This is a genomic window from Fodinicurvata halophila (genome assembly GCF_042651425.1).
Taxonomy (GTDB): Bacteria; Pseudomonadota; Alphaproteobacteria; order Kiloniellales; family DSM-21159; genus Fodinicurvata; species Fodinicurvata halophila.
Genome location: NZ_JBHSCW010000011.1, coordinates 260,220 through 284,125, shown reverse-complemented (window position 1 = coordinate 284,125; position 23,906 = coordinate 260,220). Strand labels below are relative to the sequence as shown.

The window sequence follows — 23,906 nt, the reverse complement described above, 5'->3', positions numbered from 1 at the left end:
ACCCTCTCCGCAAACCCCAAACACACGCAAACCAACAAACACCCACAACCGCGGGGTGGAGCAGCCCGGTAGCTCGTCAGGCTCATAACCTGAAGGTCGCAGGTTCAAATCCTGCCCCCGCAACCAGACAACACGAAACCAAAAGCCCCGTCGCCAAGCCTGGCGCGGGGCTTTCTTGCGTTCGGGGGTGGGTCGAAAACAGGTAATGTGAGCGTTCAGAAGCCCACAGCATAACCGGGCGGGTAGTCACATACTTCGTGCAATAGCGAGTGAATTGCATTCAGGAGCGGTCAATACCCGGAATCGATTATTCAAAGCGTGGAAAATCAAAGTATTGGAATGCCGAAGGACGTCAGTGTCACTAGCCGATACGGAGAGTGAATCGGTGGGGCCTTCTCTGAAGTTTGTTGGTTGAGAGACGTTACCGTCGGAACCTTGTCATTTTAGTACGCCTGTATCCGAAATAATTGTGGAATATTTCATACTTTTTTAAGGGGTGCCGCCAACACTGTGTCATTCGCGTGTATCGGATCCGTTACTCGACGGGCAAGCGATGCATTTTTGTAGTGTTTTGGTGGAGAAAGATGAATGGCACCTGCATTCCTGAAGGGCGCGGTTCGCGCCATGGCCGGCCTGGGGCTGGGTCTGACAATGAGCTGGTCGGCGGCTGCGGAGCCGGGCGTCAGCGATGATACGATTCTATTTGGACAGTCGGCTGCGTTCGAGGGGCCGGCTGCGGCACTCGGCACCGGCATGCGAGAGGGCCTGCTGGCCGCGTTTGCGGAGGCCAATGCAGCCGGCGGCGTAAAGGGCCGCAAGATTGACCTGGTCTCCTACGATGACGGTTACGAGCCGGAAGCCGCGATCACCAACACCAACAAGCTGATCGACGAGGACAAGGTCTTTGCTCTGATCGGCGAGGTCGGCACCCCGACTTCGAAGGCGGTGCAGCCGATCGCGACGGACGCTCAGGTGCCGTTCGTCGGCCCCTTCACGGGCGCCGGTTTCCTGCGTGACGCCAGCCTTGGCAACGTGGTCAACGTCCGCGGCTCCTACGACCAGGAGACAGAGGCCTGGATCCGGCATCTGACCGAGGACCTGAATTACGACAAGATTGCGATCCTCTATCAGGACGACTCATATGGCCGCGCCGGCCTGTCGGGCGTGCAGAAGGCGATGGAGAAGCGTGACCTCGAGCTTGTTGCCGAGGGCACCTACACGCGCAATACCACTGCGGTGAAGTCGGCTTTGCTGGAGATCCGCAAGGCGGACCCGCAGGCTGTCGTCATGGTGGGGGCATATGCGCCCAGCGCCGAATTTATCCGCCTCGGCAAGAAGGTCGGCCTTAACGCCACCTACGTGAACATTTCCTTTGTCGGCTCAAAGGCGCTTGCCAGCGAACTGGGCGAGGACGGCGCCGGTGTGGTGATTACCCAGGTCGTTCCTTTCCCGTGGGACGACTCGATCCCGGTGGTGGCCGAGTATCAGGAAGCCCTGAAGGCACACGCCGAGGGGAGCGAGGTCGGTTTCGTGTCGCTGGAAGGCTACATCGTCGGCCGGCTTGCCATCGCAGCCTTGGAGAACGTGGAGGGTGATCTCACTCGCGAAGGCTTCCTCCAGGCTGTCGCGCAGACTGGCACGTTCGATCTGGGTGGTATCACCCTGACCTACGGTCCGGACGACAACCAGGGCATGGACGAGGTGTTTCTCACCGAAATCCAGGCCGGCGGTTCGTTCAAGGCCGTCGAGCATCTGAGCAAGGGCGGCAGCTGAGGCACCGTGTTGGCGGAGGCGAGATACCGCCTCCGCCCCTTACTCTTTTACATTGGTTCAGAAGCCAGCAGCGAAGGCGACCGTGAACATGACCCAGGATACCAATCAGCAGAGCCAGCCGGCGCAAGAGGATCTCGAGCAGGACCTCGCTCCCGCATCTGAGAAAAAGACACGGCGCAGCAGCGTGCGTGCACGTCTCTTCATGGCTTTCGCCGGCGTAGCAGCCCTTACGGTTATTGCGAGCGGCATGGGCTGGTTCTCCTTTGCGAATGTACAGCGCACGTTCGGCACCATGGTCCAGCAGGACGTGCCCGGCATGACGACGGCGCTACAGCTGGCTGTCGAGACGGCTTCGCTTTCGGCCGCAGCGCCGACGCTGGTCAGTGCCGACAGCGCGGAGGCGCGCGATCGCACTGCCGCCGACCTGGACGAGCGTGGGCAGCGGATGGAGACGTTGATTGACGAGCTTGCCGCCACGCAGGCCGCCAACGGCGATACCGTCAAGGCAATCCGTGGGCTCGCCGGTGATGTGCAGAACAATCTGGGGCAACTGAACGCAGCCGTAGCCGAGCAGCTTGATGCCAAGACCACTCTGGAGGCGTCGGTCGATCAGGCCAGTGCTGCACACATGGCACTGCTGGAGCTGGTGGTTCCGCGCATCGACGATGCAAACTTCGAGTTGATCCTGGGCACCGAGATGGCCAACGAGGAGAGTGCGGCCGCGATGCAGGACGTCCTGGGGCGCGGCGTCGCAACACTGCGCGACCTCCTGTCCCTGCGCGCCGATTCCAATCGCCTGATTGCGCTGGCAAGCGAGGTGCGCAGCGTCGAGCAGCCGGAGCGTATCGGTGAGATCGAAACCTTGGCCGAGGCCCCAGTGGCGCGGATGCAGACTGCACTCGAGACTGTACCCGAGGACACCGAGGGCGCTCAGCTTCGGAGTTCTGTGCAACAGCTGATATCCACCCTTGTCGGCGACACTAGCATGCCGACGGCGCAGCGCCAGCTGCTGAAGGGGGACGGTGCGGCCGAGCCCGGCATCGAGGAAATGCATGACAGCGCCGCGTCGCTGCATCAGCAGCTGCTGGACAGTCTGGCGCCGCGGATCGAGGCTGCCAGCCAGGCGCTGGTCGAGAATGTGAACCAGCTTGCCGCCGAGAGCGGTGCCAGCATCTCCGAGTTGATGAATACGGAGATGGCAGCACTGCGCGCCTATCTGGAGATCCAGTCGCTGGCCAACCATGCCGCGGGCCTGTTGGCCACCGCAGCGAACGTGAACCAGCCGGAGCGTATCCAGCCGTTGCGTGATCAGTTCATTACTGATGCCGGAAAGCTGGAGGACAAGCTGGCGGACCTGCAGGATCCGTCCGAAGTTGGCGAGGCAATTGCTGCCCTTACGGCGCTGGGGCAGGGTGAGAACAGTATCTTCGATCGTCGCACGGCCCAGCTCTCTGCGACGGAGCAGGCCCGCCAGGCGCTGGCCGAGACACGAACCCGTTCCGAGGACCTGGCCGAGCAGGTGCGTGGCCTGGTCGCCGGCGCGCGTGCCGAGATGCAGACGGCGGCAGAGAGCGTCAACGGTGCCTTCCTGCGCGGCAAAAGCTGGTTGATCGCAATCGCGGTGGCCAGTGTGGTGATCGCCGGCCTGGTGGCGTGGCTCTACGTCGGCAGGAATGTCGGTCGTCGCCTGGGCCGACTGACCGCGTCGACACGTGCGGTCGCGGATGGTGATCTGGAAACGCAGATCGACACGCGCGGCAGCGACGAGATCGCGCAGATGGCCTCAGCCCTGCTGGTGTTCCGTGACGGCCTTGCCGAGGCCGAGGCGGCGAACCAGCGCGCCAGGGACGAGCGCGAGCGCGGCGAGCGCGAGCGCCGGGAGGCGATGCTGAAATTGGCCGAGGAGTTCGAGGCGTCCGTAAGCGGTGTGGTCGATCAGGTGTCGAAGGCGGCCAGCGGCATGCACGAGACGGCCGAAGGCATGGCGGCGACGGCGGAGGAGACCAGCCGGCAGTCGCAGGCGGCAACCACTGCGACCGAAGCCGCCTCGTCCAATGTACAGACGGTGGCCAGCGCAGGCGAGGAGCTCGCCAGCTCCATCAGCGAGGTCAGTCGCCAGGTTCAGCAATCCAGCGAGATCGCCGGCCGGGCGACCGAACGGGCCAGGTACACCGACGAGACGGTGCGCGGGCTGCAGCAGGCAGCGCAGAAGATCGGCGACGTGCTGGGCCTGATCCGTGATATCTCCGAGCAGACCAACCTGCTGGCCCTGAACGCCACCATCGAGGCGGCGCGCGCCGGTGAGGCGGGCAAGGGCTTTGCCGTCGTGGCCCAGGAGGTGAAGTCGCTGGCCGAGCAGACCGGCAAGGCCACCGAGGAGATATCCCAGCAGATCGATGGTATGCAGAAGGTAACCGGCGATACCGTGTCGGCGATCGACAGGATCGTCGAGACGATCAACGAAATCAACGAGATCTCGGGCACCATCGCGGCCGCCGTCGAACAGCAGTCGGCAGCGACTCAGGAAATCGCCCAGAACGCCCAGAAGGCCGCAAGCGGTACCGAGGAGGTGTCACAGAACATCGACGGCGTCGATCGGGCGGCGAGCGAGACCGGAAACTCGGCCAACCAGGTGCTTCTGGCCTCCCAGGAGCTGGGCAATCTGTCCGGTACGCTGAAAGAGGAGGTCGACCGCTTCGTCGGCCATATCAAGACAGCCTAATCCTGGCCACAGTTCCTAATCCAGGAAATTGTTGCTGATCGCTGTCTCCCCTAAGGAGTGCAGCTCAATAGGTAACAAGTCTTGCCGAAAGCCTAGGCGGGCCGGGTGGCTCATGGTGATATCCGAGGCCGAGGCAAAGGTCACCGGCCAGAGAGCTTACCGCTTGCCTCTTGCCGATCCCGCGCCCAGTGCTCCATGGCTTGGAGTACGGGTTCGAGGCTGCGCCCAACTGGTGTAAGCGAATAGTCCACGCGGGGCGGGATTTCGCCGTAGTCGTGGCGGATCACGAGGTTGTCCGCCTCCATCTCCTTCAGCGTTTTCGCCAGGGTGCGATGGGTGATTGCGCCGAGCCGGCGCTGCAGCTCGTTGAACCGCATCGGGCCCTCGAGTAGCCAGTAGATGATCATCGGGCGCCATTTGCCGCCGAGAAACTCCAGCGTGATCTCGGCCGGACAGCTGGGCCGGTTGGACACGCGTTGTTCGCTCATCTTCAGTATCCTTTGGGACCGTACTTGCAGAAAGTTTATAGGGCCCCATTGTTAAGGCAATCGCAAATACTGCCTGACAGGCGAGCTGGCAAACTCGCCCGGATTGAGAGGTGCAGCCATGAAGACTCTACGCAATGTCATCCAGCCCCCGGCCGGCCATTGGGTCGGTGACGGCTTTCCCGTACGATCGCTCTTCAGCTATCATGGGGACACGAAGTCCATCAGTCCCTTCCTGCTGTTCGACTATGCCGGCCCTCATGTCTTCCAGTCGAAGGAGGGAGCGCCGCGTGGGGTCGGTGAGCATCCGCACCGTGGCTTCGAGACCGTGACCATCGTCTATGACGGCGAGGTCAGCCACCAGGACTCGACCGGAAGCGGCGGAACGATCGGCCCGGGCGATGTCCAGTGGATGACCGCCGGTGGCGGCATCATCCACGAAGAGTTCCATTCGCCCGGCTACTCGAAATCCGGCGGTCCGTTCCGCATGGTCCAGCTGTGGGTCAACCTGCCGGCGAAGGACAAGGGTGTGCCGCCTGCCTATCAGGCGATCACCGACGCCGAGATTCCGGTCGTGACCTTCGAGGGCGGACGCGCGCGGATCATCGCGGGAGCGTTCGACGACACGAACGGTCCGGCAAAGACCTTTACGCCGGTCAACCTTTGGGATGTGCGGCTCGATGCCGGGGCGGAGGCGGTGCTGCCGCTGCCGGCGGGCCATAACAGCATGGTCGCGGTCCTATCCGGTCATATCACGATTGACGGGACCGGCCTCGGCGAAGCCGAGGTTGCACACCTGTCCACGGACGGTGAGGGCGTCCGGCTGCAGGCCGATGGCGAGTCCATGATCCTGGTGATGACCGGCGAGCCGATCGACGAGCCTGTCGTGGGATACGGGCCCTTCGTGATGACAAGCAAGGACGAGATCCGCCAAGCGATCGAGGATTTCAATGCCGGCCGCTTCGGCCAGATGGCAGCCACCTGACAGATGACAGCCGGGCTTCGGATGCGGGGCCCGGCTGCCCTCATCTCTCGCCTCCGCCTTTCTGTTCTACCGAAACTGGCACCTGACAGAACGGACTGATATACTTACGCTTCCAGACTGTTCCTGTACCAAACGTCTGAAGGGACCCGCGGTGTGAAGGTGCAACTGCGCCAGAGTGGCTTGGTAGGTAGTGTGCCCTTCACCAGCATTCCCAACCAATACAGAGGGAGGCATTCATGGCAAAGCGTATCGGTTTCATCGGGGTCGGGCTCATGGGCTATGGGCCGGCGCGGCTGCTGCTGGAGGCGGGCTATCCGCTGACGCTGCTGGGCCATCGCAACCGGACGCCCGTGGACGACCTGGTGGGACGCGGCGCGCAGGAGGCCGCGAATGCGGCGGACCTGGCGCGCAACGCCGATGTGATCATCACCTGCGTGACCTCCTCCGCCATCATGGAAAGCCTGGTGAACGGCGAGCAGGGCATCCTGGCGGGCGCGCATGACGGCCAGATCCTGATCGACATGACGACGGCCGATCCGCAATCCACGCAAGACCTGGCCGCTGCCCTGGCGGAGAAGGGGGTGCGGATGATCGACGCACCCATGAGCCGGACGCCGCGGGAGGCGCGGGAAGGGCGCTTGAACCTTCTGATCGGCGGCGATGCGGCCGATATCGACGAGGTCGAGCCCATCCTGTCGGTCTTTTCCGAGAACCGCTTCCGCGCCGGGCCGCTGGGCAGCGGGCATACCGTGAAGCTAGTCAACAATGCGCTTTCGCTGGGCCACGCCGCCCTGGCGGCGGAAGCGGCGGCGACCTGCGAGGCCGCCGGGGTCGACCCGCAGGTGCTCTACGACATCGTCACGGCCGGCGGCGCCGACAGCAAGATGTTCCGCATGGTCATGCCGGCCGCCCTGGAAGGCCGTACCGATGGTCTGGAATTCACACTGCAGAACGCGCGCAAGGACTATGGTTATTACCTGAAGTCCGCGCGCGATGCCGGCTGCGTTCCCATGACGACCCAGGCCGTCCACCAGCTGTTCGAGCTGGCGATGGCCCAGGGCAAGGGCGACGAGTACGTGCCCTACCTCTACCGATTGCTGCAGGGCTGGCGCACCAAGTGATCAGGCCTTCCTCGCAGCGGATAGGAGTCATCCATGTCCAAGTTCCCTCTTCTTTCCCTGTCCCCTCTGGGGCCATCGGACATCCAGGAGCAGCTGGATTCGGAGTTCGAGTGCCATCTGGTCGGCCGCGATGGCTCGCTGGAAGAGCTGCTTGAGCGGGTGGGAGGCCAGGTCACCGCCCTGGTCACCACGGGCGGTCGCGGCGCCGAGGCCGAGCTGATCGAGCGCCTGCCGAAGCTGCAGGTGATTGCCTGTTACGGCGTTGGCGTCGATGCGATCGATCTTGTAACCGCCGCGCGCCATGGCGCCGCCGTCACCAACACGCCGGATGTCCTGACCGACGACGTCGCGGACCTTGCGGTTTTCCTTCTGGGGGCCCTGCATCGCCTGATCGTGCGGGGCGATTCCTGGGTCCGTGCCGGCGAGTGGGCCCGCTCCGGAGGAATCCCCCTGGGGCGGTGCCTGCGCGGACGCCGGGCCGGGATTCTCGGTCTGGGGCGCATCGGCGAGGCCACGGCGCAGCGGCTGGAGGCGTTCGGGATGGAGATCCTGTACCACAAGCGCAGCCCGCTGCCGGACTCGAACTGGAGCTACCTGGACAGCCCGGTGGCGCTGGCCGAGCAATGCGACGACCTGATCGTCTGCTGCAGCGGTGGAAGCGCGACCCATCACCTGGTCGATGAGAAGATCCTGAATGCGCTCGGCCCGGAGAGCACGCTGGTGAACATCGCGCGGGGCAGTGTCGTGGACGAGACGGCGCTGGTGGCCGCGCTTCGCGCCGGGGGAATTGGAGGCGCCGCGCTCGACGTCTTCGAGAACGAACCGGAGGTACCCGAGGCACTTTTCGATCTCGACAACGTGGTCCTGGCCCCGCATATCGGCAGCGCCACCTGGGAGACGCGGCGCGCCATGGGAACCCTGGTGCTCGATAACCTGCGGGCACACCGGGACGGGCGCAAATTGCTGACGGCGGTGGAATAGGGTTGGCCGAGACGCCGGGCTAGCTCGAGCCCTAAGTCTCGGGGCCGCCTTCCATCAAGGTCCGGTACGTGCCGTAGTGGTGTTCCAGATGCCGGCGCATGGCGTCCTCGGCGGTGTCGGGATTGCCGCTTTCGATGGCTTCGACGATCTCGCGATGCGCCTCGGAGGCGACCTTGTCCTCGCCGGGACGCTGCAGGACGTGGGCGCGCCGGTCGTCCAGCAGGGTGGAAAGCGCGTCGTGGACGGCAATGATGATGGAATTGCCGGTCACACGGGCCAGGGTCGCATGGAACGCGACGTCCGAGCGCTTGAAGGCCAGCTCGTCGCCAATGTTGTGCAGGTTGGTTGCCAGCGCATCGCGCAGCGCCTCGTGGTCGGCTGCCGTGCCGTGTTCGGCGGCGTGGCGTGCGATCGCGACCTCGAACAGGACACGGGCGTCCTGCAGGGAGGTCTGCCCTTCGGGATCCTCCAACAGGCTGCGCACCGCCCCTGACAGACGCGGCAGGACGGTGTCCAGGGTGGGCTTGATCACGCGTGGCCGGGTGCCGCTGCTGATGGCGACGAAACCAAGCTTCTGGAGATAGAACAGCGCCTCGCGAACGGCGGGTCGTCCGACGCCGAACTGTTCCATCAGTTCCCGTTCGGCCGGCAACCTGTCGCCGGTCTTGTAGTGGCCGTCACGGATATCCTGCTCAAGGCGTTCCGCAACCTGTTCCGAAAGCGTCTTGCGTTCGATCCTGTAGGTTTTCATCTCATTTCTCGCGCGTCCGCTATATCAGGCCCGGCGGGACGCGTCCGGGTCGCCTACGGCCTGCTACAGCTTTCTCTGCGAGGACTCCAGCAAGTTTTCCCAAGGCATGGATTCTCGCATCCTGAAAAGGAACCACGTTGTGCCGAGGATCGTCCCGAAGCGCGGCGCGCGGCCGTCCAAGGGCCGCCTCCCCGAAGCCCGGCAGTGCTCAGCGATAGATCAGGCTCGGCAGCCACATGGAAATCTCCGGGATAAAGGTGATGAGAAGCAGCGAAATCACCAGCGGAATCAGGAATGGGATGGTCCCCCGCATGCAGCGCTCGAACGAGACGCCGGAAACGCGGGAGAGAACGTAGAGCACCATGCCCACCGGCGGCGTGAGCAGCCCGATCATCAGGTTCAGCACCATGATCACCCCGAAGTGCACCGGATCGACGCCCACCTGGACCGCGACCGGCAGCAGCACGGGGACCAGGATGGTGATGGCGGCGACCGTCTCCATGAAACAGCCGACAACCAGCATGATGAGGGTCATGATCAGCAGGATGATCGCCTGGTTGTCCGTATAGGCGGTCAGCAGGCCGGCGAACTGGTCGGTGAACTGGTTGCTGATCAGGATCCACGCGAAGATCGAGGCCGCTGCGACGACGAGCAGGATGATGGCCGTGGTCTCGATCGTCTCCATGCTGATCCGAAGCAGCCGGCGCGGCGGCAAGGTGCGGTAGACGACGGCGCCGAGGAACAGCGCGTAGACGACGGCCGCGATCGCCGCCTCGGTCGGCGTGAAGGCTCCGGAAATGATGCCGCCGATGATGATGAGCGGCGTCAGCAGCGACAGGAACGCTCTGGTAAAGGTCGACCACAGACGGCGCAGGCTGAATTGAGTGTCGCGCGGATAGCCACGGCGGCGCGCGATCCAGGCGACCATGATCATCAGGGTCGCGGCCATCAACAGGCCCGGGATCAGGCCGGCGACGAACAGCTGGCCGATCGATGCGGAGGCCATCACGCCATAGATCACCATGGGCAGGCTGGGGGGAATGATCGGACCGATGGTCGAGGAGGCGGCGGTGATGCCGATCGCGAAGTCGGAGTCGTAACCGCGCTCGCGCATCGCCTTGATCTCGATGGTGCCCAGGCCGCCGGCGTCCGCCACCGCCGCTCCGGACATACCCGAGAAGATGATGCTGGCGCCGATGTTGACGTGTCCCAGGCCGCCGCGCATCCAGCCCATCAGGGCGTTGGCGAAGTTGAACAGCCGGTATGTGATGCCGGCGCCGTTCATCAGGGTGCCGGCCAGGATGAAGAAGGGGATCGCGAGAAGCGGGAAACTGTCCACGCCGTTGATCATCCGGTGGGCCACGACGAAGTCGGGAACCTGCCCGGTGACATAGACGAACAGGAGGCTGGCGCCGCCGAGCGACACCGCTACAGGGATACCTGCAAGCAGCATCGTGAACAGGGCGGCAAACAGGAAGCCCAGGTCCTGCTCGGTCCAGGCCAGCCATGCGGAAAGCAGAGTGCCAGCGACGATTATGACAGGCGCCACGATCTTCGGCCGCCCGCCCGGTGCCATGGGGCTCACGGTCATCGGGTGTTTTCCTCGTTCACGGGAGATCCGGGTTGGTGGGACGAGCCTGCGCCCCCGAAGCGTTGCGGCCAGACGGTCAGAATGCGATAGATCGTTCGCAATGCCATGAGGGCGAATCCCGCGCAGGCCACGTAATAGATGACGCTCTTGGGGATATCGACGGAGGCCATGTAGGAGCCGGTGCGCGCCGCCACTTCATACGTCAGCCAGGCCAGGATGACAAAGAAGACAAGGTTTATCACGTCGACCAACGAGGCCAGCAAGCGTCCCACAGGGTCGGACATGTAGCGATACATGAACTCCATCATGATGTGGTTGTTCCGGCGCACCGCCATGGCGCCGCCCGTAAAGCCGACCGCGATCAGCAGGTAGCGCGCCATCTCCTCGGTCCAGCCGATCGAATCGCCAAGGACGAAGCGCGTGAAGAACTGTGCGAAAACGTCAAGCGCCAGGAGCCAGAAGACGAGGAGGACGACATAATCCTCCAGGGCAAACTCGGAGAAGTCGAACGGTGGCTCAGCCTCGAGCTCGAACGATTCTGATTCGGGAGCGTCCCCCGGATTCGGATCGGTCATCTTCACCTCCAAGGCTACAGGCGCGGAAGCTGGGGAGAGAGCTCCCCGTCCGCCGGCCACAGGCGCGACGGACGGGGAGAACGTGACGCGCTATCAGAGGTCCTGGAGACGGTCGAACGTTTCCTGGGACCATTCGACGTCTTCACCCGTCAGGTGCGGGCGGACGGCTTCGCGGAAGGCCTCCCGGTCAACGTCCTTGTTGACCGTCGTGCCCTGCTCCTCGAACCAGGAGACGAGTTCCTCCTCGGACTCGATGATGTCCTGGGTGGCACCCTGGGCCGCTTCCTCGAGGACGTTGGTGAGAATCTCCTGGTCCTCTTCGGAGAGGGAGTTCCAGGTGATCCCGCTGACGATGGTCAGCAGCGAGTCGGTGATATGACCGGTCAGGTTGATGTACTCCTGGACCTCATAGAACTTCTTCGCCCGGATCGTGTTGAGGGGGTTCTCCTGGGCGTCGACCGTGCCCTGCTGCAATGCCAGGTAGACCTCGGCAAATGCGATCGGCGTCGGGTTCGCGCCGACGGCATCCGGCATCATCATGTACAGTGGGGCGTTCGGCGTGCGGATCTTCAGTCCCTCCATGTCGGAGGGCTCATCGATCTCCACATTCGAGGTGACGTGACGCTGCCCATAATAGGTGAGGGTGATGACCTTGTTGTCGGTCTCGTCCCGATAGCCCTGGGCCAGCTCGCGGAACAGGTCGCTGTCGCGATAGGTCTTCCAGTGATCGACGTCACGGAACATGTAGGGCGCGCCGGCAATGCCGATCGGGCCATAGGAGCGGGCGGCAAACTGGTTGCCGGTGTAGATCACGTCCACGGTACCCAGGCCAAGGCCCTCGTTGATGTCCACTTCCTTGCCGAGGGACGAGGCCGGGAAGACCTCCATCGTATGCCGTCCGTCGGTACGCTCCTCGAGTTCCTCGGCAGCCCAGACGGCCCATTCGTGGAACGGTTCCGAGGTCTCGTAGACATGCGCGAACTTCAGGTCCTTGGCGGATGCGGAGTGAGCTGTCGCGACCGCACCGACTGCGAGCGCCATCAGACCGCATTTGCCCAGTAGCGTAAGCTTTTTCATGAGCTGTTTCCTCCTTGTAGTCGTCTGTTTCACCCCCACGGTAGAACCGCGGAAGACTTGTTATTATTATCCTTTTTGGAGCCGGATCTTATACCTTTCATACCAGCATACCAAATCATTTTGAAGGGCCTGCCGTAAATCCGGTCCAGGACAGCAGGTCGGTGAAGAGCTCAGGGCCGCCAAAACCGCCGGCCTTGGTGATCAATGGAACCGTCCGCTCCTGCACCCGAATGCAGGCATGGACGACACCGGCCTCGAACTCGCCACGGACTGTCACGAGCGTTGCATCCAGCACACCCAGAAGGGCGAGCGCCGTATCGCCGCCCGTGACCACAAGCAGGCCTGGCACCTTCTGACGTATCAGGCGCGCGGCACTTTCGGCAAGGCAGGCTGCAACGGTCTCTGCATCGCATGCGTCCTCGTCGTCCGGAACCGTCAGCAGTGTTGGGCCTGGCCCCGGGGAGGTGCGGCAATCCAATCGCCCGCCGGGTGCGCGCAGATGTGTCACCTCGTGCCGGTGCCGGAGCGCGTGAACTTGCGAGTGGGTCGTCTCGGTCCGGGATCCCACGACGAAGACGGCAGGTGGTTCCGGATTGGGTGCGGGGGTGAGGTTAGGGGGGCCGAAGGCTGTGTCTGCCAGCGCCTCGGCCAGGCCGGAGGCGCCGACCGGTAGCCATTGCCGTGCCTCCGGAAGCATGCGCCGGGCAAGCGATGATAGCGCGTCCGCAGTGTCGGCATCGGCGACGAGGTTGTCCGTGCGGGGCCAGGGACCATTCGCGTCCACCACTGTGGTTTCGCCCAGCGTTGTCTCCAGCAGCTTTGCGAGATCGTCTTCCGGAACGGCGGCGCGCGGATCGCGTCCGGCCGCCGTTTCCCGCAAGGGGCGCCCGTTCACCAGCAGCCGGCCGTGGCGCACGCAACGGCCCTGGGCGGGAACGGCAGGGCATATCAGGGCGCGCCGTTGCGATGAAGAGGCGGCCGCGGCGACCTCGGCCCCGACCGGGCCGCGGAGCGTCGAGTCAATCTTCTTGAGCAGGATGTCGGGCGTCTGCGAGAGCAGGCGCTGGAACGTGTCCCGCACCCTCGCCGCCGCTGCCTGCGGGGATGCGTGGCGGCTGACGGTGTTGACCGCGAGAACCTCCGGTTTCTCAGCAAGCGCCAGGTCCAGGGCGTCTGGCGTAGCGGCTACCAGCGTGTGCAGCCCCCGGGTCGCGAAAGGTGCGGCGGCATCGAGGGCCCCCGTCAAATCGTCGGCGACGATCGCGACCCGGAGTGCCATCCCGCGCTATCCTGGCGTGGCCGTCATGCGGCGTGCATAGGCAATGGCACAACGCATGTTCTGGTGATCGGCAGATCCCTGCCAGGCGATGTCGAAGGCGGTGCCGTGGTCGACCGAGGTGCGCTTGACCGGCAGGCCAAGGCTGACGTTCACGGTGCTGTCGAAGGCGATAAGCTTGATCGGAATGTGTCCCTGGTCGTGGTACTGGGCGACCACCAGGTCGAATTCCCCGCGCGAGGCCCTGTAGAAGACGGTGTCCCCGGAAATGGGCCCGACGACGTCGATACCCTGGTCGCGGGCCGTGGCCACCGCCGGCTCGATCGCGTCGATCTCCTGCCGGCCGAAGATGCCGCCTTCGCCGCAATGGGGGTTCAGGCCGGCCACGGCGATCCGGGGCGCCCGGCCAGTGACCTCGCGCATGTGCTCGTCTCCGGCCCGGATCGTCTCGAGGACACGCTCGTGGGTCGCCCGTTCGGTGGCGTCCCGCAGCGACACATGGGTGGAGACATGGACGGTGGCGAGCGGTTCGCTTGTGAGCAGCATGAACGAGGAGCGCACACCTGTCAGGTCGGCCAGCATGCCGGTGTGTCCGTCGTACTCCCGCCCCGCCGCGTGCAACGCGGCCTTGTTGAGCGGTGCGGTGACGATCACGCCGATCTCGTGTGCCAGGGCGCGCTGCACGGCCTGTTGTACGCACAGGAAGGCGCTTTCGCCGGCTTCCGGCGAGACCGTCCCGTCCTTCACGGCCGCCCGGTTCGGCAGCGGGATGTCGTCGATGGCGATCGTTCCCGGCATTTCGTCGGCCTCGTCGGGGGCGCGGAAGTCGAGCGCGTGCCCGGTCAGCTTCGCCGCGCGTTCCAGTGTCAGCCGGTCGCCGATCACAAGCGACTGGCTGCGCTGCTGCGCCGACATCTCGGCCAGGGCACGACAGACGATCTCCGGGCCGATCCCGGCCGGGTCTCCAATGGTGATGCCGAGTTCGCGGGGGCGGATGGTGGTCATGGCATCAGCTGGCCGCCGTTCACCTCGAGAACCTGGCCGGTGACATAGCCGCTGAGGGCGTCCGTCGCCAGGAACAGGTAGGCGCCGACACAGTCGCCGGGCGTGCCCAGGCGGCCCAGGGGAATGGTGCGGCGGACGGTCTCCAGCTGCTCTTGGCTGGAGTGCCGCTCATGGAAGGGGGTGTCGATCGTGCCGGGGGCCACGGCATTGACGCGTATGCCCTCGGGGGCAAGTTCCTTTGCCAGGGTGCGCGTCAATGTGGAGACGAAGCCCTTGCCGGCGGCATAGAGGCCGACACCGGGGCCGCCACCGTTGCGCGCGGCGATCGAGCTCGTGTTGATGATGTTGCCGTGTCCCTGGCTGTGGAACTGCGGCAGGAAGGCACGGACCGCCGCGAAGACGGAACGGGCGTTGAGATCCATGACGTGATCGTAGCGGGCGTCGTCGATGTCCTCCATCGGCGCGCGGCCGCCCATGTCGCCCGCATTGTTGACCAGGATATCGATACCGTCCCACGCTGCGATGAAGTCTTCGGCAAGCCGGTTCACGGCCTCGGGGTCGCGCACGTCGGCCGCGAACAGCTGCGCCTCGCCCCCGGAGGTCCGAATCTCTTCTGCGACGGCTTGCGCCGCCTCCTGGCTGGCGTTGTAGTGGACGCCGACACGCGCGCCGAAGGCGCCCATGCGGTGGGCGACAGCGGCCCCTATGCCCGTACTCGCACCGGTGATCAGAATGCGCTTGCCGCGTAATTCGTCGAATTCCATGTACGCCTCTCGCTGGCTGTAGAGTCCCTCCCGACTTTTACATAGCATGACCTTTCATACTAGTATACTTTCATGACGTGGCGTGGCCTTCGGGATCGGGCGTAGCCGATCCGCGACAGGGCTACAGCCAGGAGCGGAGGACACTCATGACACATGCTGATGCAGATGTGGCGGAGGCCGAGCAACAGGCCGATGCGCAAACAGTGACGACGACGCCTGCCGTCGTGCGCCTGAACCCCGATGACAACGTGCTGGTAGCCGCGCGCCGGGTCACGGCCGGTACCGAACTGCCGTCCGTCGGGCTCAAGTGCCGCGACGACATACCTGCCGGACACAAGGTGGCTGCGCGCGCGGTCGCCGAGGGCGAGGCAGTACGTAAATATGGCCAGATCATCGGCTTCGCCACGCAGGACATCGCCGAGGGCCAGCACGTGCACTCGCACAACTGCGGCATGGGCGACTTCGAGCGCGACTATGACCATGGCGTCGAGGCGCGCCCGACAGAGTACGTTCCGGAGCCGCAGCGGGCGACGTTCCAGGGCATCGTGCGGCCCGACGGGCAGGTTGCCACACGCAACTATATCGGCGTCCTGACCACGGTGAACTGCTCCGCGACGGTCGCACGGGCCGTTGCAAGCGCCTTCAATGACGCTGCTCTCGAGGCCTATCCCAATGTCGACGGGGTCGTTGCCTTTGCCCACGGAACCGGCTGCGGCATGGCCGGATCGGGCGAAGGCATGGAGCTGCTACAGCGCACCCTGCACGGCTACATGATGCATCCGAACTTTGCCGGCGTGCTGCTGATCGGTCTCGGCTGCGAGATGAACCAGATCAGTCGAATCGTGGAGCGCTTCGGGCTCGAGCGGGGTAACAGCTTCGACTACATGAAGATCCAGGAAGCCGGGGGCACGCGCGCCGCGATCCAGGACGGTGTGGAACGTGTGAAGGCCATGCTGCCGGCCGCCAACGAGGCGACCCGTCAGCCGGTTCCCGCCAGCCAAATCAAGCTGGCGCTGCAGTGCGGCGGCTCGGACGGTTACTCCGGCATCACGGCGAATCCGGCGCTTGGCGCTGCCGTCGACAAGCTGGTGCGCCACGGCGGCACGGCGATCCTCAGCGAAACACCGGAAATCTACGGCGCCGAGCACCTGCTGACCCGGCGGGCCGTCAGTCGCGAGGTGGGCGAGAAGCTGCTCGAGCGCATCCGCTGGTGGGAGGACTATACCGCGCGCAATTCCGGGACCATGGACAACAACCCCTCGCCCGGCAACAAGGAGGGCGGCCTGACGACGATCCTCGAGAAGTCGCTGGGCGCGGCCGCCAAGGGCGGCACGACGCGGCTGGAGAACGTTTACGGCTATGCCGAGCCCATCGAGGGCCCGGGCTTCGTATTCATGGACTCGCCGGGCTACGATCCCTGTTCGGTCACCGGCCAGATCGCCAGCGGCGCCAACGTCGTCTGCTTCACCACCGGGCGTGGCTCGGTTTCCGGCTTCAAGCCGTCCCCCTCGCTGAAGCTCTGTACCAACTCGACGACCTATCAGCGCATGTCCGAGGACATGGACATCAACTGCGGTCCGGTCCTGGACGAGGGCGTCTCGGTCGAGGAGATGGGCGACAGGATCTTCGATCTCGTGCTGCGGACCGCCTCGGGCGAACAGAGCTGCAGCGAGGCCCTGGACTTCGGCGACAACGAGTTCGTGCCCTGGCAGATCGGCGCCGTGATGTAACGCGCTTGAAGGCGGGGTGACATCCCCGCCTAAAGCCGGGCCTCGAAGACGATGTTGAACGGGGTTTCGGTTGCCCGCCGGAATGTGCCGAAGCCCGCCGTGTCGAAGACGTCGGACAGACGCTTTTCCCCGGCCTGCGCGCCGAGAGCCATGCCGCCCTCCTCAGAGAGCGAATGCGGACAGCAGATGGTCGTGGAGCCGCAATAGAACAGCCGGCCGACCGTGTTGAGGTTGTCCTCCAGCCGATCGTTGGCGAAGGGTTCCACGAGCATCACCGTGCCGTCCTCGGCGAGTGTCTCCCGCGCGTAGCGGGCCCCGCCGACCGGGTCGCCCATGTCGTGCAGGCAGTCGAAGAAGCACACCATGTCATAGCCGTCACCGGGGTAGGACTTTGCGCTCGCCACCTCGAAGTGTACCCGGTCAGTGACTCCGGCATGCTCTGCATTGGCGCGGGCGGCCGCGATGGACTCCTCGTGCGCGTCGAAGCCGAAGAAGCGGGATCCGGGAAAGGCCTCCGCCATGATGATGGTGGAATGACCGTGGCCGCAGCCGATGTCTGCCACCTGTGCTCCGGCTGTCAGCTTGTCGACGACGCCGTCGAGGGCCGGCAGCCAGTTGGGCACGAGATTGGCCCGGTAGGGCGCCTTGAAGAAGGCGGCCGAGCCGCAGAACAGCCGATGATGATGCTCGCCCCAGGACACCCCTTCGCCGGTACGGAAGGCCCGCAGCAGCTTGTCCTCATCGAACCAGACCGATGCGGGAACCTCCCAGGCGTGCGGGATGAAGACGGGGCTGTCCTCGTCTGCGAGCACCAGTGCCTGTTCGGGCGTAAGCTCGTAGCTGTCGTTTGCGGCATCATAGGCAACATAGCCGCCTGCCGCCTGGCTGTTGAGCCATTCACGCACATAGCGCTCGGCGCAGCCGGCGCGCTCGGCGACCTGGCGGGCGGTCATTGGGCCGGCGCCCTTCATCGCCTTGTAGAGGCCGCACTTGTGGCCGAGGCTGACCATGATCCCGCCAAAGCCCGCGGCGAGATCGCCGACGGCCTGCTGGATGAAGGCATTGAGTTTGCTTTCGTCGATCGCCGTCATTGTTCCTCCTTCACGCGGATAGTCTTCGCGCTTTTTGAATGACGCGGCGCAGCGCCATTGCTGCCCACCAAGACTGCGACTTGAGGCGCTGCGCAGGAAGTGCGAGAGTCGACCCAATCGGTCCATTTCCGTCACGGAGGCCGAAAAGTTGAGCGACAAGCCGCCGCTGCACGTGAGCGTGATTGCCACCCCGGGGACCCTGTCGATGCCCATCGCGGGGCTTTACGAGGTGCTCAATGCCTTCCCGGTGGTGGCCGGCTTCTATGACGAGGTGCCGGCCTCGCCGCCCTTTGAGGTGGAGATCGTTGGCGCGACGCGCACGAACATGACCTCCGCGAGCGGCCTGCCGATCACGATCCAGCGTGCGATCACGGACATCGAGCAGACCGACATCGTCATCGTGCCCATCATGGCCGCCGATGACAGCTGGCAGACCGGTCGTCATCCTGATCTTGTGGACTGGATGCGGCGCATGCACGCGGGCGGCGCGCTGCTCTGTTCGGCTTGCACGGGGCTTCTCGTCCTGGCCGAGACCGGGCTTCTCGATGGGCGACGGGCGACCACGCACTGGGCGATTGAGCCCGTCGTCCGGCACACCTTCCCCGAAATCGAGCTGTGCCTGGACGAGGTGCTGGTGACGGCCGGCGAGCGTGAAGAGTTCGTGATGTCGGGCGGCGCATCCTCCTGGCAGGACCTCGTGCTCTACCTGATCGGACGCTGTGTCGGCCCGACCGCCTCCCAGGCGGTGGCCAAGTTCGAGTTGCTGGAGCGCCATGCGGAAGGCCAGGCGCCCTATCTGCCGTTCCTGCCGCGAACCCGGCATGGGGACTCGCTCGTACTCGGACTGCAGAAATGGCTGGATACGAACTACGCGATCGCCAGTCCGGTTGCAGAGATGACCCGCAGGTCGGGCCTGTCGCCCCGCGCCCTCGAGCGTCGATTCCGGCGAGCAACCGACCATTCGCCCATCGGCTATGTGCAGCAGATCCGTATCGCGGAAGCAAAGCGGTGGCTCGAGCAGACCGATGCCCCCATCGACCAGATCAGCTGGGAGGTGGGCTATGAGGATGCAGCGGCATTCCGGCGCCTGTTCAAGCGCATCGTCCGCATCACGCCGGGGGCCTATCGCCGGAAATTCACACTGCCCAAGCTGGCATAGCGTAGCAGTTCGCCGTCATTGTCTCCCGGATGATGGCTGTCATCGAGGCGCTCTTCGTGCTCTGCAGTCCCAACCTTCCGCTTCGGCATTGCCGGTGATCTGGTCCGCTTCCTGTGCAGCCAACCGTTCGCATTGTGCCCCTGGCCGACCTGCAAACAGTTTGACCAGAAGCCTGCGCATGCGTCACTTTTAGGATCGGATTACTTCGATCCCCGGCGCGCCTTCCTGTCGGATCCCCCTTCGGACAAAACATTCACGATGACAAATGACTGAAGAGACACTCTACAATCGCCTTTTCCAGAACGTGCCGAACCCGGACAAGGTCTTCCTGGAAACTCCCGAAGGACGCACCCTGACCTACGAAGAGGTGCAGGCCGGAGCGGCGCGTGTGGCCAACGCGCTGGTGGAACTGGGCGTCGAACCGGGCGATCGGGTCGCCGTCCAGGTGGAGAAAACGCCGGAAGCCCTTCTTCTCTATCTTGGAACGATCCGGGCCGGAGCGGTCTATCTGCCACTCAACACCGGCTATACGCTGGCCGAACTCGCCTATTTCCTGGGCGATGCAACGCCCACTGTCGTTGTCTGCGATCCCCAGGCGCGTGACGAGATCGCCGGCCTGCCGGAAGCGCGCTCGGTGAGGGCGATAGAGACGCTCGATGCAGCCGGACAAGGCAGCTTGGCAGATCGCATGGCGCGACAGAGTGGTGCGTTCGACACCGTGCCGCGTGCCAGGGACGATCTTGCTTCCATCCTTTACACATCAGGCACGACGGGGCGCTCGAAGGGCGCCATGCTCAGTCAGCACAACCTGGCATCGAATGCCGAGATCCTGGTCGATAGCTGGCGGATCACGGCTGACGATACCTTGATTCACGCCTTGCCGTTTTTCCATACGCATGGGCTGTTCGTTGCAACGAACACCCTGCTCATGGCCGGAGGCAGCGTTTTCTTCCTGTCCAAGTTCGATGCTGAGACGGTAATCCGGCTGATGCCGCGTGCCACGATGCTGATGGGTGTTCCAACCCATTACACGCGCCTGCTCGCTCATGACTCCTTCACGCGAGATGTCACGCGGGGCATGCGGCTGTTCATTTCCGGCTCGGCGCCGTTGCTGGCCGAAACCCATCGTGCATTCAGCGAACGTACGGGCCACGCCATTCTCGAGCGCTATGGCATGACCGAGATCAGCATGACCTCGTCCAATCCCTATGACGGAGAACGTCGTCCGGGCACGGTCGGCTTTCCGCTGCCGGGCACCGAGTTGCGCGTTGTGGATCCTGAAACAGGCCAGCCACGGGCAACGGGCGAGGTTGGCGTGATCGAGGTCCGCGGCCCACATGTCTTCAAGGGCTATTGGCAGATGCCCGATAAGACAGCCGCCGAATTCCGCGCCGACGGGTTCTTCATTACCGGCGATCTCGGAAAGATCGACGAGGATGGCTATGTCCATATCGTGGGGCGCGACAAGGACCTGATCATTTCGGGTGGCTTCAACGTCTATCCCAAGGAAGTGGAGACGGAGATCGACGCGCTCGAAGGTGTTTCCGAATCAGCCGTGTTCGGTGTGCCGCATCCCGATTTCGGGGAGGGCGTGACCGCTGTCGTCGTCAGGAAGGATGGTGCAAGCATAAGTGAGGAGGAGGTGCTGAACGCCCTCGAGGACAAGCTGGCACGATACAAACAGCCCAAGCGGGCTTTCTTCGTCGATGAACTGCCGCGCAACACGATGGGCAAGGTGCAGAAGAATATTCTGCGAGAAAGCTATGATGCGCTCTACCAGGCGGCTCCTTCGGGTTGAAGGATCATGGCATCGATATCCTTTGCGGTTACCATGTGGAAATCTTCGGTAGCGGAAGTCCGTTGGGCTGCCCAGCCACGATACGAATGTGTATGGTCGCCTTGATGTCACAAGGATCGATCACAAGAGACGGGATGGAATGCTTCAGGCGCTCGAAGACGAATATCGCCATTTGATCGACCAGTGGAAGCAGGCCCGGACGGACGGTGGCGTGCCCACACGCGAAAGCTTTGACCCCATGGCCTTGCGTGGCCTTGTGGCGCGGGTTCATCTGCTGGAGTTCGATGGTCCGGAAAAACTGATCTATCGTCTTTCGGGAACCCATGAGCAGGCGCGTTTGGGGGAGGACCCGAAAGGAGACGATTACCTGACCCTGATTGACCCGGACGCGCGGGACTATCTGGTCCGGAATATGCACCGCATACTGTTTCATCCGGCAGCTCTGGTGTTCACGACGCAAGAGATTCATGCAGACGGCAGCCGCACGCCCACGCGCTTCATCGCCCTGCCCCTGCGCGATACCAGGCGCGGGCGGGATCAGGTGATCGCCCTGGTGAGCGAAAAGGGACCGAAACAGCATCTGCAGGCCACGTTTCCGGTTCCGCTCAGTCACCCATGGCACGATGAGGTCATTGCCATTGAGGCTGTGGAACTGGGCAGTGGAGTGCCGGACATCCCCATTTACAAGCGCGAGAGTGCATAAGGTTGTGTGCAGCGCTTTTTAGCGAGGTCCCCGTTGTACGGGTAAATTTGGAAGACAGGGCCGCGAAGGATTAGGATGATTGATGCGAATGACCAGGCGCACCTGAAACGCTGCATCGAGCTTGCCGAGGAGGCCTTGGAGGCGGGGGACGAACCGTTCGGCTCGGTGCTGGTTTCCGCCGAGGGAAAGGTCCTGGCCGAGGATCGCAATCGCGTTGCCGCCGGGGACCAGACGCGCCACCCGGAGTTCGCCCTGGTGCGCTGGGCGGCCGCCAACATGGCCCCCGACGACCGGGCGCGGGCGACGGTCTATACATCCGGCGAGCATTGTCCCATGTGTGCTGCGGCCCACGGCTGGGTCGGCCTGGGCCGGATCGTGTACGCCAGCTCGTCGCACCAGCTCAGGACCTGGCTGGAGGCGATGGGGGTTCCGCCGGCGCCGGTGCGGCCCTTGCCGATCCAGGAGGTCGTGCCGGATCTGGAGGTCGAGGGGCCCGTGGCGGGTCTGGCCGAGCAGGTGCAGGCCCTTCACCGGCGTCGGCACAAAGCCTGAGCTCTTCGGCACGATCGGGAAGCTGGTGACAGGCGGACAGGGGTTACCAGGTTCTGCGTTCGCTTACGAGAGTCTTGTCGCAGTTTTGCCATGCGCCAGCCCCCGCTCAGAGGCTAGCCTGCGAAACGGACTTCCGTGCTGCTGCACATGGCGGGGACAGGACCTCGCATAGGCACAGGCCTCTGCAAGCTCTGGTTCAAGAACGGCGTCCGCGCCCCCACATGATACCAAAAGCAATTATCGATGTACGCGCTCACGACGGACAGGAGAGATCACAATGGCAAAGAGCGACGATAAACCAACGACGACAGATGCGGGAATCCCCGTTTCCAGCGATGAGCATTCGCTTACTGTCGGACCGGACGGTCCCATCCTGTTGCAGGATCACTATCTCATCGAGCAAATGGCGAACTTCAATCGGGAGCGGATTCCGGAACGCCAGCCGCATGCCAAGGGGGGCGGTGCCTTCGGGCATTTCGAAGTCACCCAGGACGTCAGCAAGTACACCAAGGCCGCGGTGTTCCAGCCGGGCACCAAGACCGAGACGCTGATCCGTTTCTCGTCGGTCGCCGGTGAGCGCGGCAGTCCCGATACCTGGCGTGACCCGCGCGGCTTCGCGCTGAAGTTCTATACCAGCGAGGGCAACTACGACATGGTCGGCAACAACACGCCGGTCTTCTTCGTGCGCGATCCGATGAAATTCCAGCACTTCATCCGCTCCCAGAAGCGCCGCGCGGACACCAACCTGCGCGACCACGACATGCAGTGGGATTTCTGGACGCTCTCACCCGAGTCGGCACACCAGGTGACCTGGCTGATGGGCGACCGTGGTATCCCCAAGACCTGGCGCCACATGAACGGCTATTCCAGTCATACCTACATGTGGGTCAACGCGAAGGGCGAGAAGTTCTGGGTAAAGTATCACTTCAAGACCGACCAGGGCATCGAGTGCCTGACCCAGGAGGACGCCGACCGGCTGGCCGGCGAGGACGGCGATTACCACACGCGCGATCTCTACAACGCGATCCAGCGCAAGGAGTATCCCAGCTGGACGCTGTACATGCAGATCATGCCGTTCCACGAGGCGGAAACCTACCGTTTCAATCCCTTCGACCTGACCAAGGTGTGGCCGCATTCGGATTATCCGCTGATCGAGGTCGGCCGGCTGACGCTGGATCGCAATCCGACCGACTATCACACCGAGATCGAGCAGGCGGCCTTCGAGCCCAACAACCTCGTCCCGGGCATCGGGCCGAGCCCCGACAAGATGCTGTTGGGGCGTCTCTTCTCCTATGCCGATGCCCATCGGGCCCGCATGGGCGTCAACTACAAGCAGATCCCGGTGAACCGCTCCAAGGCGCCCGTGCACAGCTACAGCAAGGATGGGGTGATGCGGGTCGAGAACGTGTCAGACCCGGTCTATGCGCCGAACACGAAAGGCGGTCCGGCGGCCGATCCCGAGCGCTATCCCCAGGATGACACCTGGGAGGCCAGCGGGGACATCATTCGCGCGGCCTACACCAAGCGCCGGGATGACGACGACTTCGGCCAGGCCGGCACGCTGGTGCGCGAGGTCATGGACGATGCGGCCCGTGATCGCCTGGTCTCCAATGTCGTGGGCCACCTCAAGGACGGTGTGTCCCAGCCCATACTGGAACGCGCCTTCGAGTACTGGCGCAATATCGACCAGGACATCGGCAACCGTATCGAAAAGGGCGTGAAGGGCAGCTGACCGCCTTCGCGCGTCCGCTTTTCAGGATGACAAGC

Annotated in this window: 20 protein-coding genes and 1 tRNA gene; 12 read left to right on the top strand and 9 right to left on the bottom strand. The window is 64.0% G+C overall.

Annotated features, from left to right (window positions below):
* Window positions 1–49: 49 nt before the first annotated feature.
* The 3 genes from ACFOW6_RS17535 to ACFOW6_RS17525 all read left to right on the top strand — a co-directional run bounded on the left by ACFOW6_RS17535 (window position 50) and on the right by ACFOW6_RS17525 (window position 4,495).
* A tRNA-Met gene (locus ACFOW6_RS17535) sits at window positions 50–126 on the top strand.
* A gap of 462 nt (window positions 127–588) precedes the next feature.
* A complete protein-coding gene (locus tag ACFOW6_RS17530) occupies window positions 589–1,773 on the top strand; it encodes an ABC transporter substrate-binding protein (RefSeq protein WP_382423728.1) in 1,185 nt (394 codons plus the stop codon).
* Between the two features lie 88 nt (window positions 1,774–1,861).
* Window positions 1,862–4,495, top strand: a complete 2,634-nt coding sequence (locus ACFOW6_RS17525; RefSeq protein ID WP_382423727.1) for a methyl-accepting chemotaxis protein — start codon at window positions 1,862–1,864, stop codon at window positions 4,493–4,495.
* Between the two features lie 140 nt (window positions 4,496–4,635).
* On the opposite strand, the gene ACFOW6_RS17520 is transcribed toward ACFOW6_RS17525, so the two are convergent.
* The gene (locus ACFOW6_RS17520; protein WP_382423726.1) at window positions 4,636–4,983 is read right to left on the bottom strand and encodes a winged helix-turn-helix transcriptional regulator; all 348 of its coding nucleotides are present in this window, start codon (window positions 4,981–4,983) and stop codon (window positions 4,636–4,638) included.
* Window positions 4,984–5,101: 118 nt separating this feature from the next.
* On the opposite strand from ACFOW6_RS17520, the gene ACFOW6_RS17515 reads away from it, so the two are divergent.
* The 3 genes from ACFOW6_RS17515 (at window position 5,102) to ACFOW6_RS17505 (ending at window position 8,067) form a co-directional block, all read left to right on the top strand.
* On the top strand, window positions 5,102–5,965 hold the full coding sequence (locus ACFOW6_RS17515) for a pirin family protein (RefSeq protein WP_382423725.1): 864 nt from the start codon (window positions 5,102–5,104) through the stop codon (window positions 5,963–5,965).
* A 236-nt stretch (window positions 5,966–6,201) separates the two neighbouring features.
* Window positions 6,202–7,086 carry an NAD(P)-dependent oxidoreductase gene (locus ACFOW6_RS17510; RefSeq protein ID WP_382423724.1) on the top strand — a complete coding sequence of 295 codons (885 nt, stop codon included), beginning with the start codon at window positions 6,202–6,204 and terminating at the stop codon, window positions 7,084–7,086.
* A gap of 33 nt (window positions 7,087–7,119) precedes the next feature.
* Entirely contained in the window at window positions 7,120–8,067 is a 948-nt protein-coding gene (locus tag ACFOW6_RS17505) for a 2-hydroxyacid dehydrogenase (protein ID WP_382423723.1), read from the top strand.
* 31 nt (window positions 8,068–8,098) lie between these two features.
* On the opposite strand, the gene ACFOW6_RS17500 is transcribed toward ACFOW6_RS17505, so the two are convergent.
* From ACFOW6_RS17500 to ACFOW6_RS17470, 7 genes are all read right to left on the bottom strand, one after another.
* A complete protein-coding gene (locus tag ACFOW6_RS17500; protein ID WP_382423722.1) occupies window positions 8,099–8,818 on the bottom strand; it encodes an FCD domain-containing protein in 720 nt (239 codons plus the stop codon).
* A 208-nt stretch (window positions 8,819–9,026) separates the two neighbouring features.
* The gene (locus tag ACFOW6_RS17495; RefSeq protein WP_382423721.1) at window positions 9,027–10,409 is read right to left on the bottom strand and encodes a TRAP transporter large permease; all 1,383 of its coding nucleotides are present in this window, start codon (window positions 10,407–10,409) and stop codon (window positions 9,027–9,029) included.
* Window positions 10,406–10,984: a TRAP transporter small permease gene (locus ACFOW6_RS17490; protein ID WP_382423720.1), complete on the bottom strand. Its 579-nt coding sequence runs from the start codon at window positions 10,982–10,984 to the stop codon at window positions 10,406–10,408. Before ACFOW6_RS17490 ends, ACFOW6_RS17495 begins: the two co-directional genes overlap by 4 nt.
* 93 nt (window positions 10,985–11,077) lie before the next feature.
* Window positions 11,078–12,061 carry a sialic acid TRAP transporter substrate-binding protein SiaP gene (locus ACFOW6_RS17485; RefSeq protein ID WP_382423719.1) on the bottom strand — a complete coding sequence of 328 codons (984 nt, stop codon included), beginning with the start codon at window positions 12,059–12,061 and terminating at the stop codon, window positions 11,078–11,080.
* A 115-nt stretch (window positions 12,062–12,176) separates the two neighbouring features.
* On the bottom strand, window positions 12,177–13,340 hold the full coding sequence (locus ACFOW6_RS17480) for a four-carbon acid sugar kinase family protein (protein ID WP_382423718.1): 1,164 nt from the start codon (window positions 13,338–13,340) through the stop codon (window positions 12,177–12,179).
* A 6-nt stretch (window positions 13,341–13,346) separates the two neighbouring features.
* The gene (pdxA, locus tag ACFOW6_RS17475) at window positions 13,347–14,342 is read right to left on the bottom strand and encodes a 4-hydroxythreonine-4-phosphate dehydrogenase PdxA (protein ID WP_382423717.1); all 996 of its coding nucleotides are present in this window, start codon (window positions 14,340–14,342) and stop codon (window positions 13,347–13,349) included.
* Entirely contained in the window at window positions 14,339–15,106 is a 768-nt protein-coding gene (locus tag ACFOW6_RS17470) for an SDR family NAD(P)-dependent oxidoreductase (RefSeq protein ID WP_382423716.1), read from the bottom strand. The genes pdxA and ACFOW6_RS17470 overlap by 4 nt, the downstream gene beginning before the upstream one ends.
* A gap of 146 nt (window positions 15,107–15,252) precedes the next feature.
* On the opposite strand from ACFOW6_RS17470, the gene ACFOW6_RS17465 reads away from it, so the two are divergent.
* On the top strand, window positions 15,253–16,836 hold the full coding sequence (locus ACFOW6_RS17465; RefSeq protein WP_382423715.1) for a UxaA family hydrolase: 1,584 nt from the start codon (window positions 15,253–15,255) through the stop codon (window positions 16,834–16,836).
* A 29-nt stretch (window positions 16,837–16,865) separates the two neighbouring features.
* Here ACFOW6_RS17465 and ACFOW6_RS17460 read toward each other — a convergent pair whose 3' ends face one another.
* Window positions 16,866–17,927 carry a class I SAM-dependent methyltransferase gene (locus ACFOW6_RS17460; protein ID WP_382423714.1) on the bottom strand — a complete coding sequence of 354 codons (1,062 nt, stop codon included), beginning with the start codon at window positions 17,925–17,927 and terminating at the stop codon, window positions 16,866–16,868.
* A gap of 148 nt (window positions 17,928–18,075) precedes the next feature.
* On the opposite strand from ACFOW6_RS17460, the gene ACFOW6_RS17455 reads away from it, so the two are divergent.
* From ACFOW6_RS17455 to ACFOW6_RS17435, 5 genes are all read left to right on the top strand, one after another.
* A complete protein-coding gene (locus ACFOW6_RS17455) occupies window positions 18,076–19,086 on the top strand; it encodes a GlxA family transcriptional regulator (RefSeq protein ID WP_382423713.1) in 1,011 nt (336 codons plus the stop codon).
* Window positions 19,087–19,351: 265 nt separating this feature from the next.
* On the top strand, window positions 19,352–20,884 hold the full coding sequence (locus ACFOW6_RS17450) for a malonate--CoA ligase (RefSeq protein ID WP_382423712.1): 1,533 nt from the start codon (window positions 19,352–19,354) through the stop codon (window positions 20,882–20,884).
* A gap of 139 nt (window positions 20,885–21,023) precedes the next feature.
* Window positions 21,024–21,587 carry a PAS domain-containing protein gene (locus ACFOW6_RS17445; protein ID WP_382423711.1) on the top strand — a complete coding sequence of 188 codons (564 nt, stop codon included), beginning with the start codon at window positions 21,024–21,026 and terminating at the stop codon, window positions 21,585–21,587.
* Between the two features lie 75 nt (window positions 21,588–21,662).
* A complete protein-coding gene (locus ACFOW6_RS17440) occupies window positions 21,663–22,139 on the top strand; it encodes a nucleoside deaminase (protein WP_382423710.1) in 477 nt (158 codons plus the stop codon).
* 277 nt (window positions 22,140–22,416) lie between these two features.
* Window positions 22,417–23,871: a catalase gene (locus tag ACFOW6_RS17435; RefSeq protein ID WP_382423709.1), complete on the top strand. Its 1,455-nt coding sequence runs from the start codon at window positions 22,417–22,419 to the stop codon at window positions 23,869–23,871.
* The last annotated feature ends 35 nt before the right edge of the window (window positions 23,872–23,906 follow it).

Coding starts and splice junctions, on each gene's coding strand:
- ACFOW6_RS17500 (WP_382423722.1), bottom strand. CDS start 8,818: ATGAAAACCTACAGGATCGAACGCAAGACGCTTTCGGAACAGGTTGCG.
- ACFOW6_RS17470 (WP_382423716.1), bottom strand. CDS start 15,106: ATGGAATTCGACGAATTACGCGGCAAGCGCATTCTGATCACCGGTGCG.
- ACFOW6_RS17435 (WP_382423709.1), top strand. CDS start 22,417: ATGGCAAAGAGCGACGATAAACCAACGACGACAGATGCGGGAATCCCC.
- ACFOW6_RS17505 (WP_382423723.1), top strand. CDS start 7,120: ATGTCCAAGTTCCCTCTTCTTTCCCTGTCCCCTCTGGGGCCATCGGAC.
- pdxA (WP_382423717.1), bottom strand. CDS start 14,342: ATGACCACCATCCGCCCCCGCGAACTCGGCATCACCATTGGAGACCCG.
- ACFOW6_RS17520 (WP_382423726.1), bottom strand. CDS start 4,983: ATGAGCGAACAACGCGTGTCCAACCGGCCCAGCTGTCCGGCCGAGATC.
- ACFOW6_RS17485 (WP_382423719.1), bottom strand. CDS start 12,061: ATGAAAAAGCTTACGCTACTGGGCAAATGCGGTCTGATGGCGCTCGCA.
- ACFOW6_RS17490 (WP_382423720.1), bottom strand. CDS start 10,984: ATGACCGATCCGAATCCGGGGGACGCTCCCGAATCAGAATCGTTCGAG.
- ACFOW6_RS17445 (WP_382423711.1), top strand. CDS start 21,024: ATGCTTCAGGCGCTCGAAGACGAATATCGCCATTTGATCGACCAGTGG.
- ACFOW6_RS17525 (WP_382423727.1), top strand. CDS start 1,862: ATGACCCAGGATACCAATCAGCAGAGCCAGCCGGCGCAAGAGGATCTC.
- ACFOW6_RS17460 (WP_382423714.1), bottom strand. CDS start 17,927: ATGACGGCGATCGACGAAAGCAAACTCAATGCCTTCATCCAGCAGGCC.
- ACFOW6_RS17495 (WP_382423721.1), bottom strand. CDS start 10,409: ATGACCGTGAGCCCCATGGCACCGGGCGGGCGGCCGAAGATCGTGGCG.
- ACFOW6_RS17465 (WP_382423715.1), top strand. CDS start 15,253: ATGACACATGCTGATGCAGATGTGGCGGAGGCCGAGCAACAGGCCGAT.
- ACFOW6_RS17440 (WP_382423710.1), top strand. CDS start 21,663: ATGATTGATGCGAATGACCAGGCGCACCTGAAACGCTGCATCGAGCTT.
- ACFOW6_RS17530 (WP_382423728.1), top strand. CDS start 589: ATGGCACCTGCATTCCTGAAGGGCGCGGTTCGCGCCATGGCCGGCCTG.
- ACFOW6_RS17510 (WP_382423724.1), top strand. CDS start 6,202: ATGGCAAAGCGTATCGGTTTCATCGGGGTCGGGCTCATGGGCTATGGG.
- ACFOW6_RS17515 (WP_382423725.1), top strand. CDS start 5,102: ATGAAGACTCTACGCAATGTCATCCAGCCCCCGGCCGGCCATTGGGTC.
- ACFOW6_RS17450 (WP_382423712.1), top strand. CDS start 19,352: ATGACTGAAGAGACACTCTACAATCGCCTTTTCCAGAACGTGCCGAAC.
- ACFOW6_RS17480 (WP_382423718.1), bottom strand. CDS start 13,340: ATGGCACTCCGGGTCGCGATCGTCGCCGACGATTTGACGGGGGCCCTC.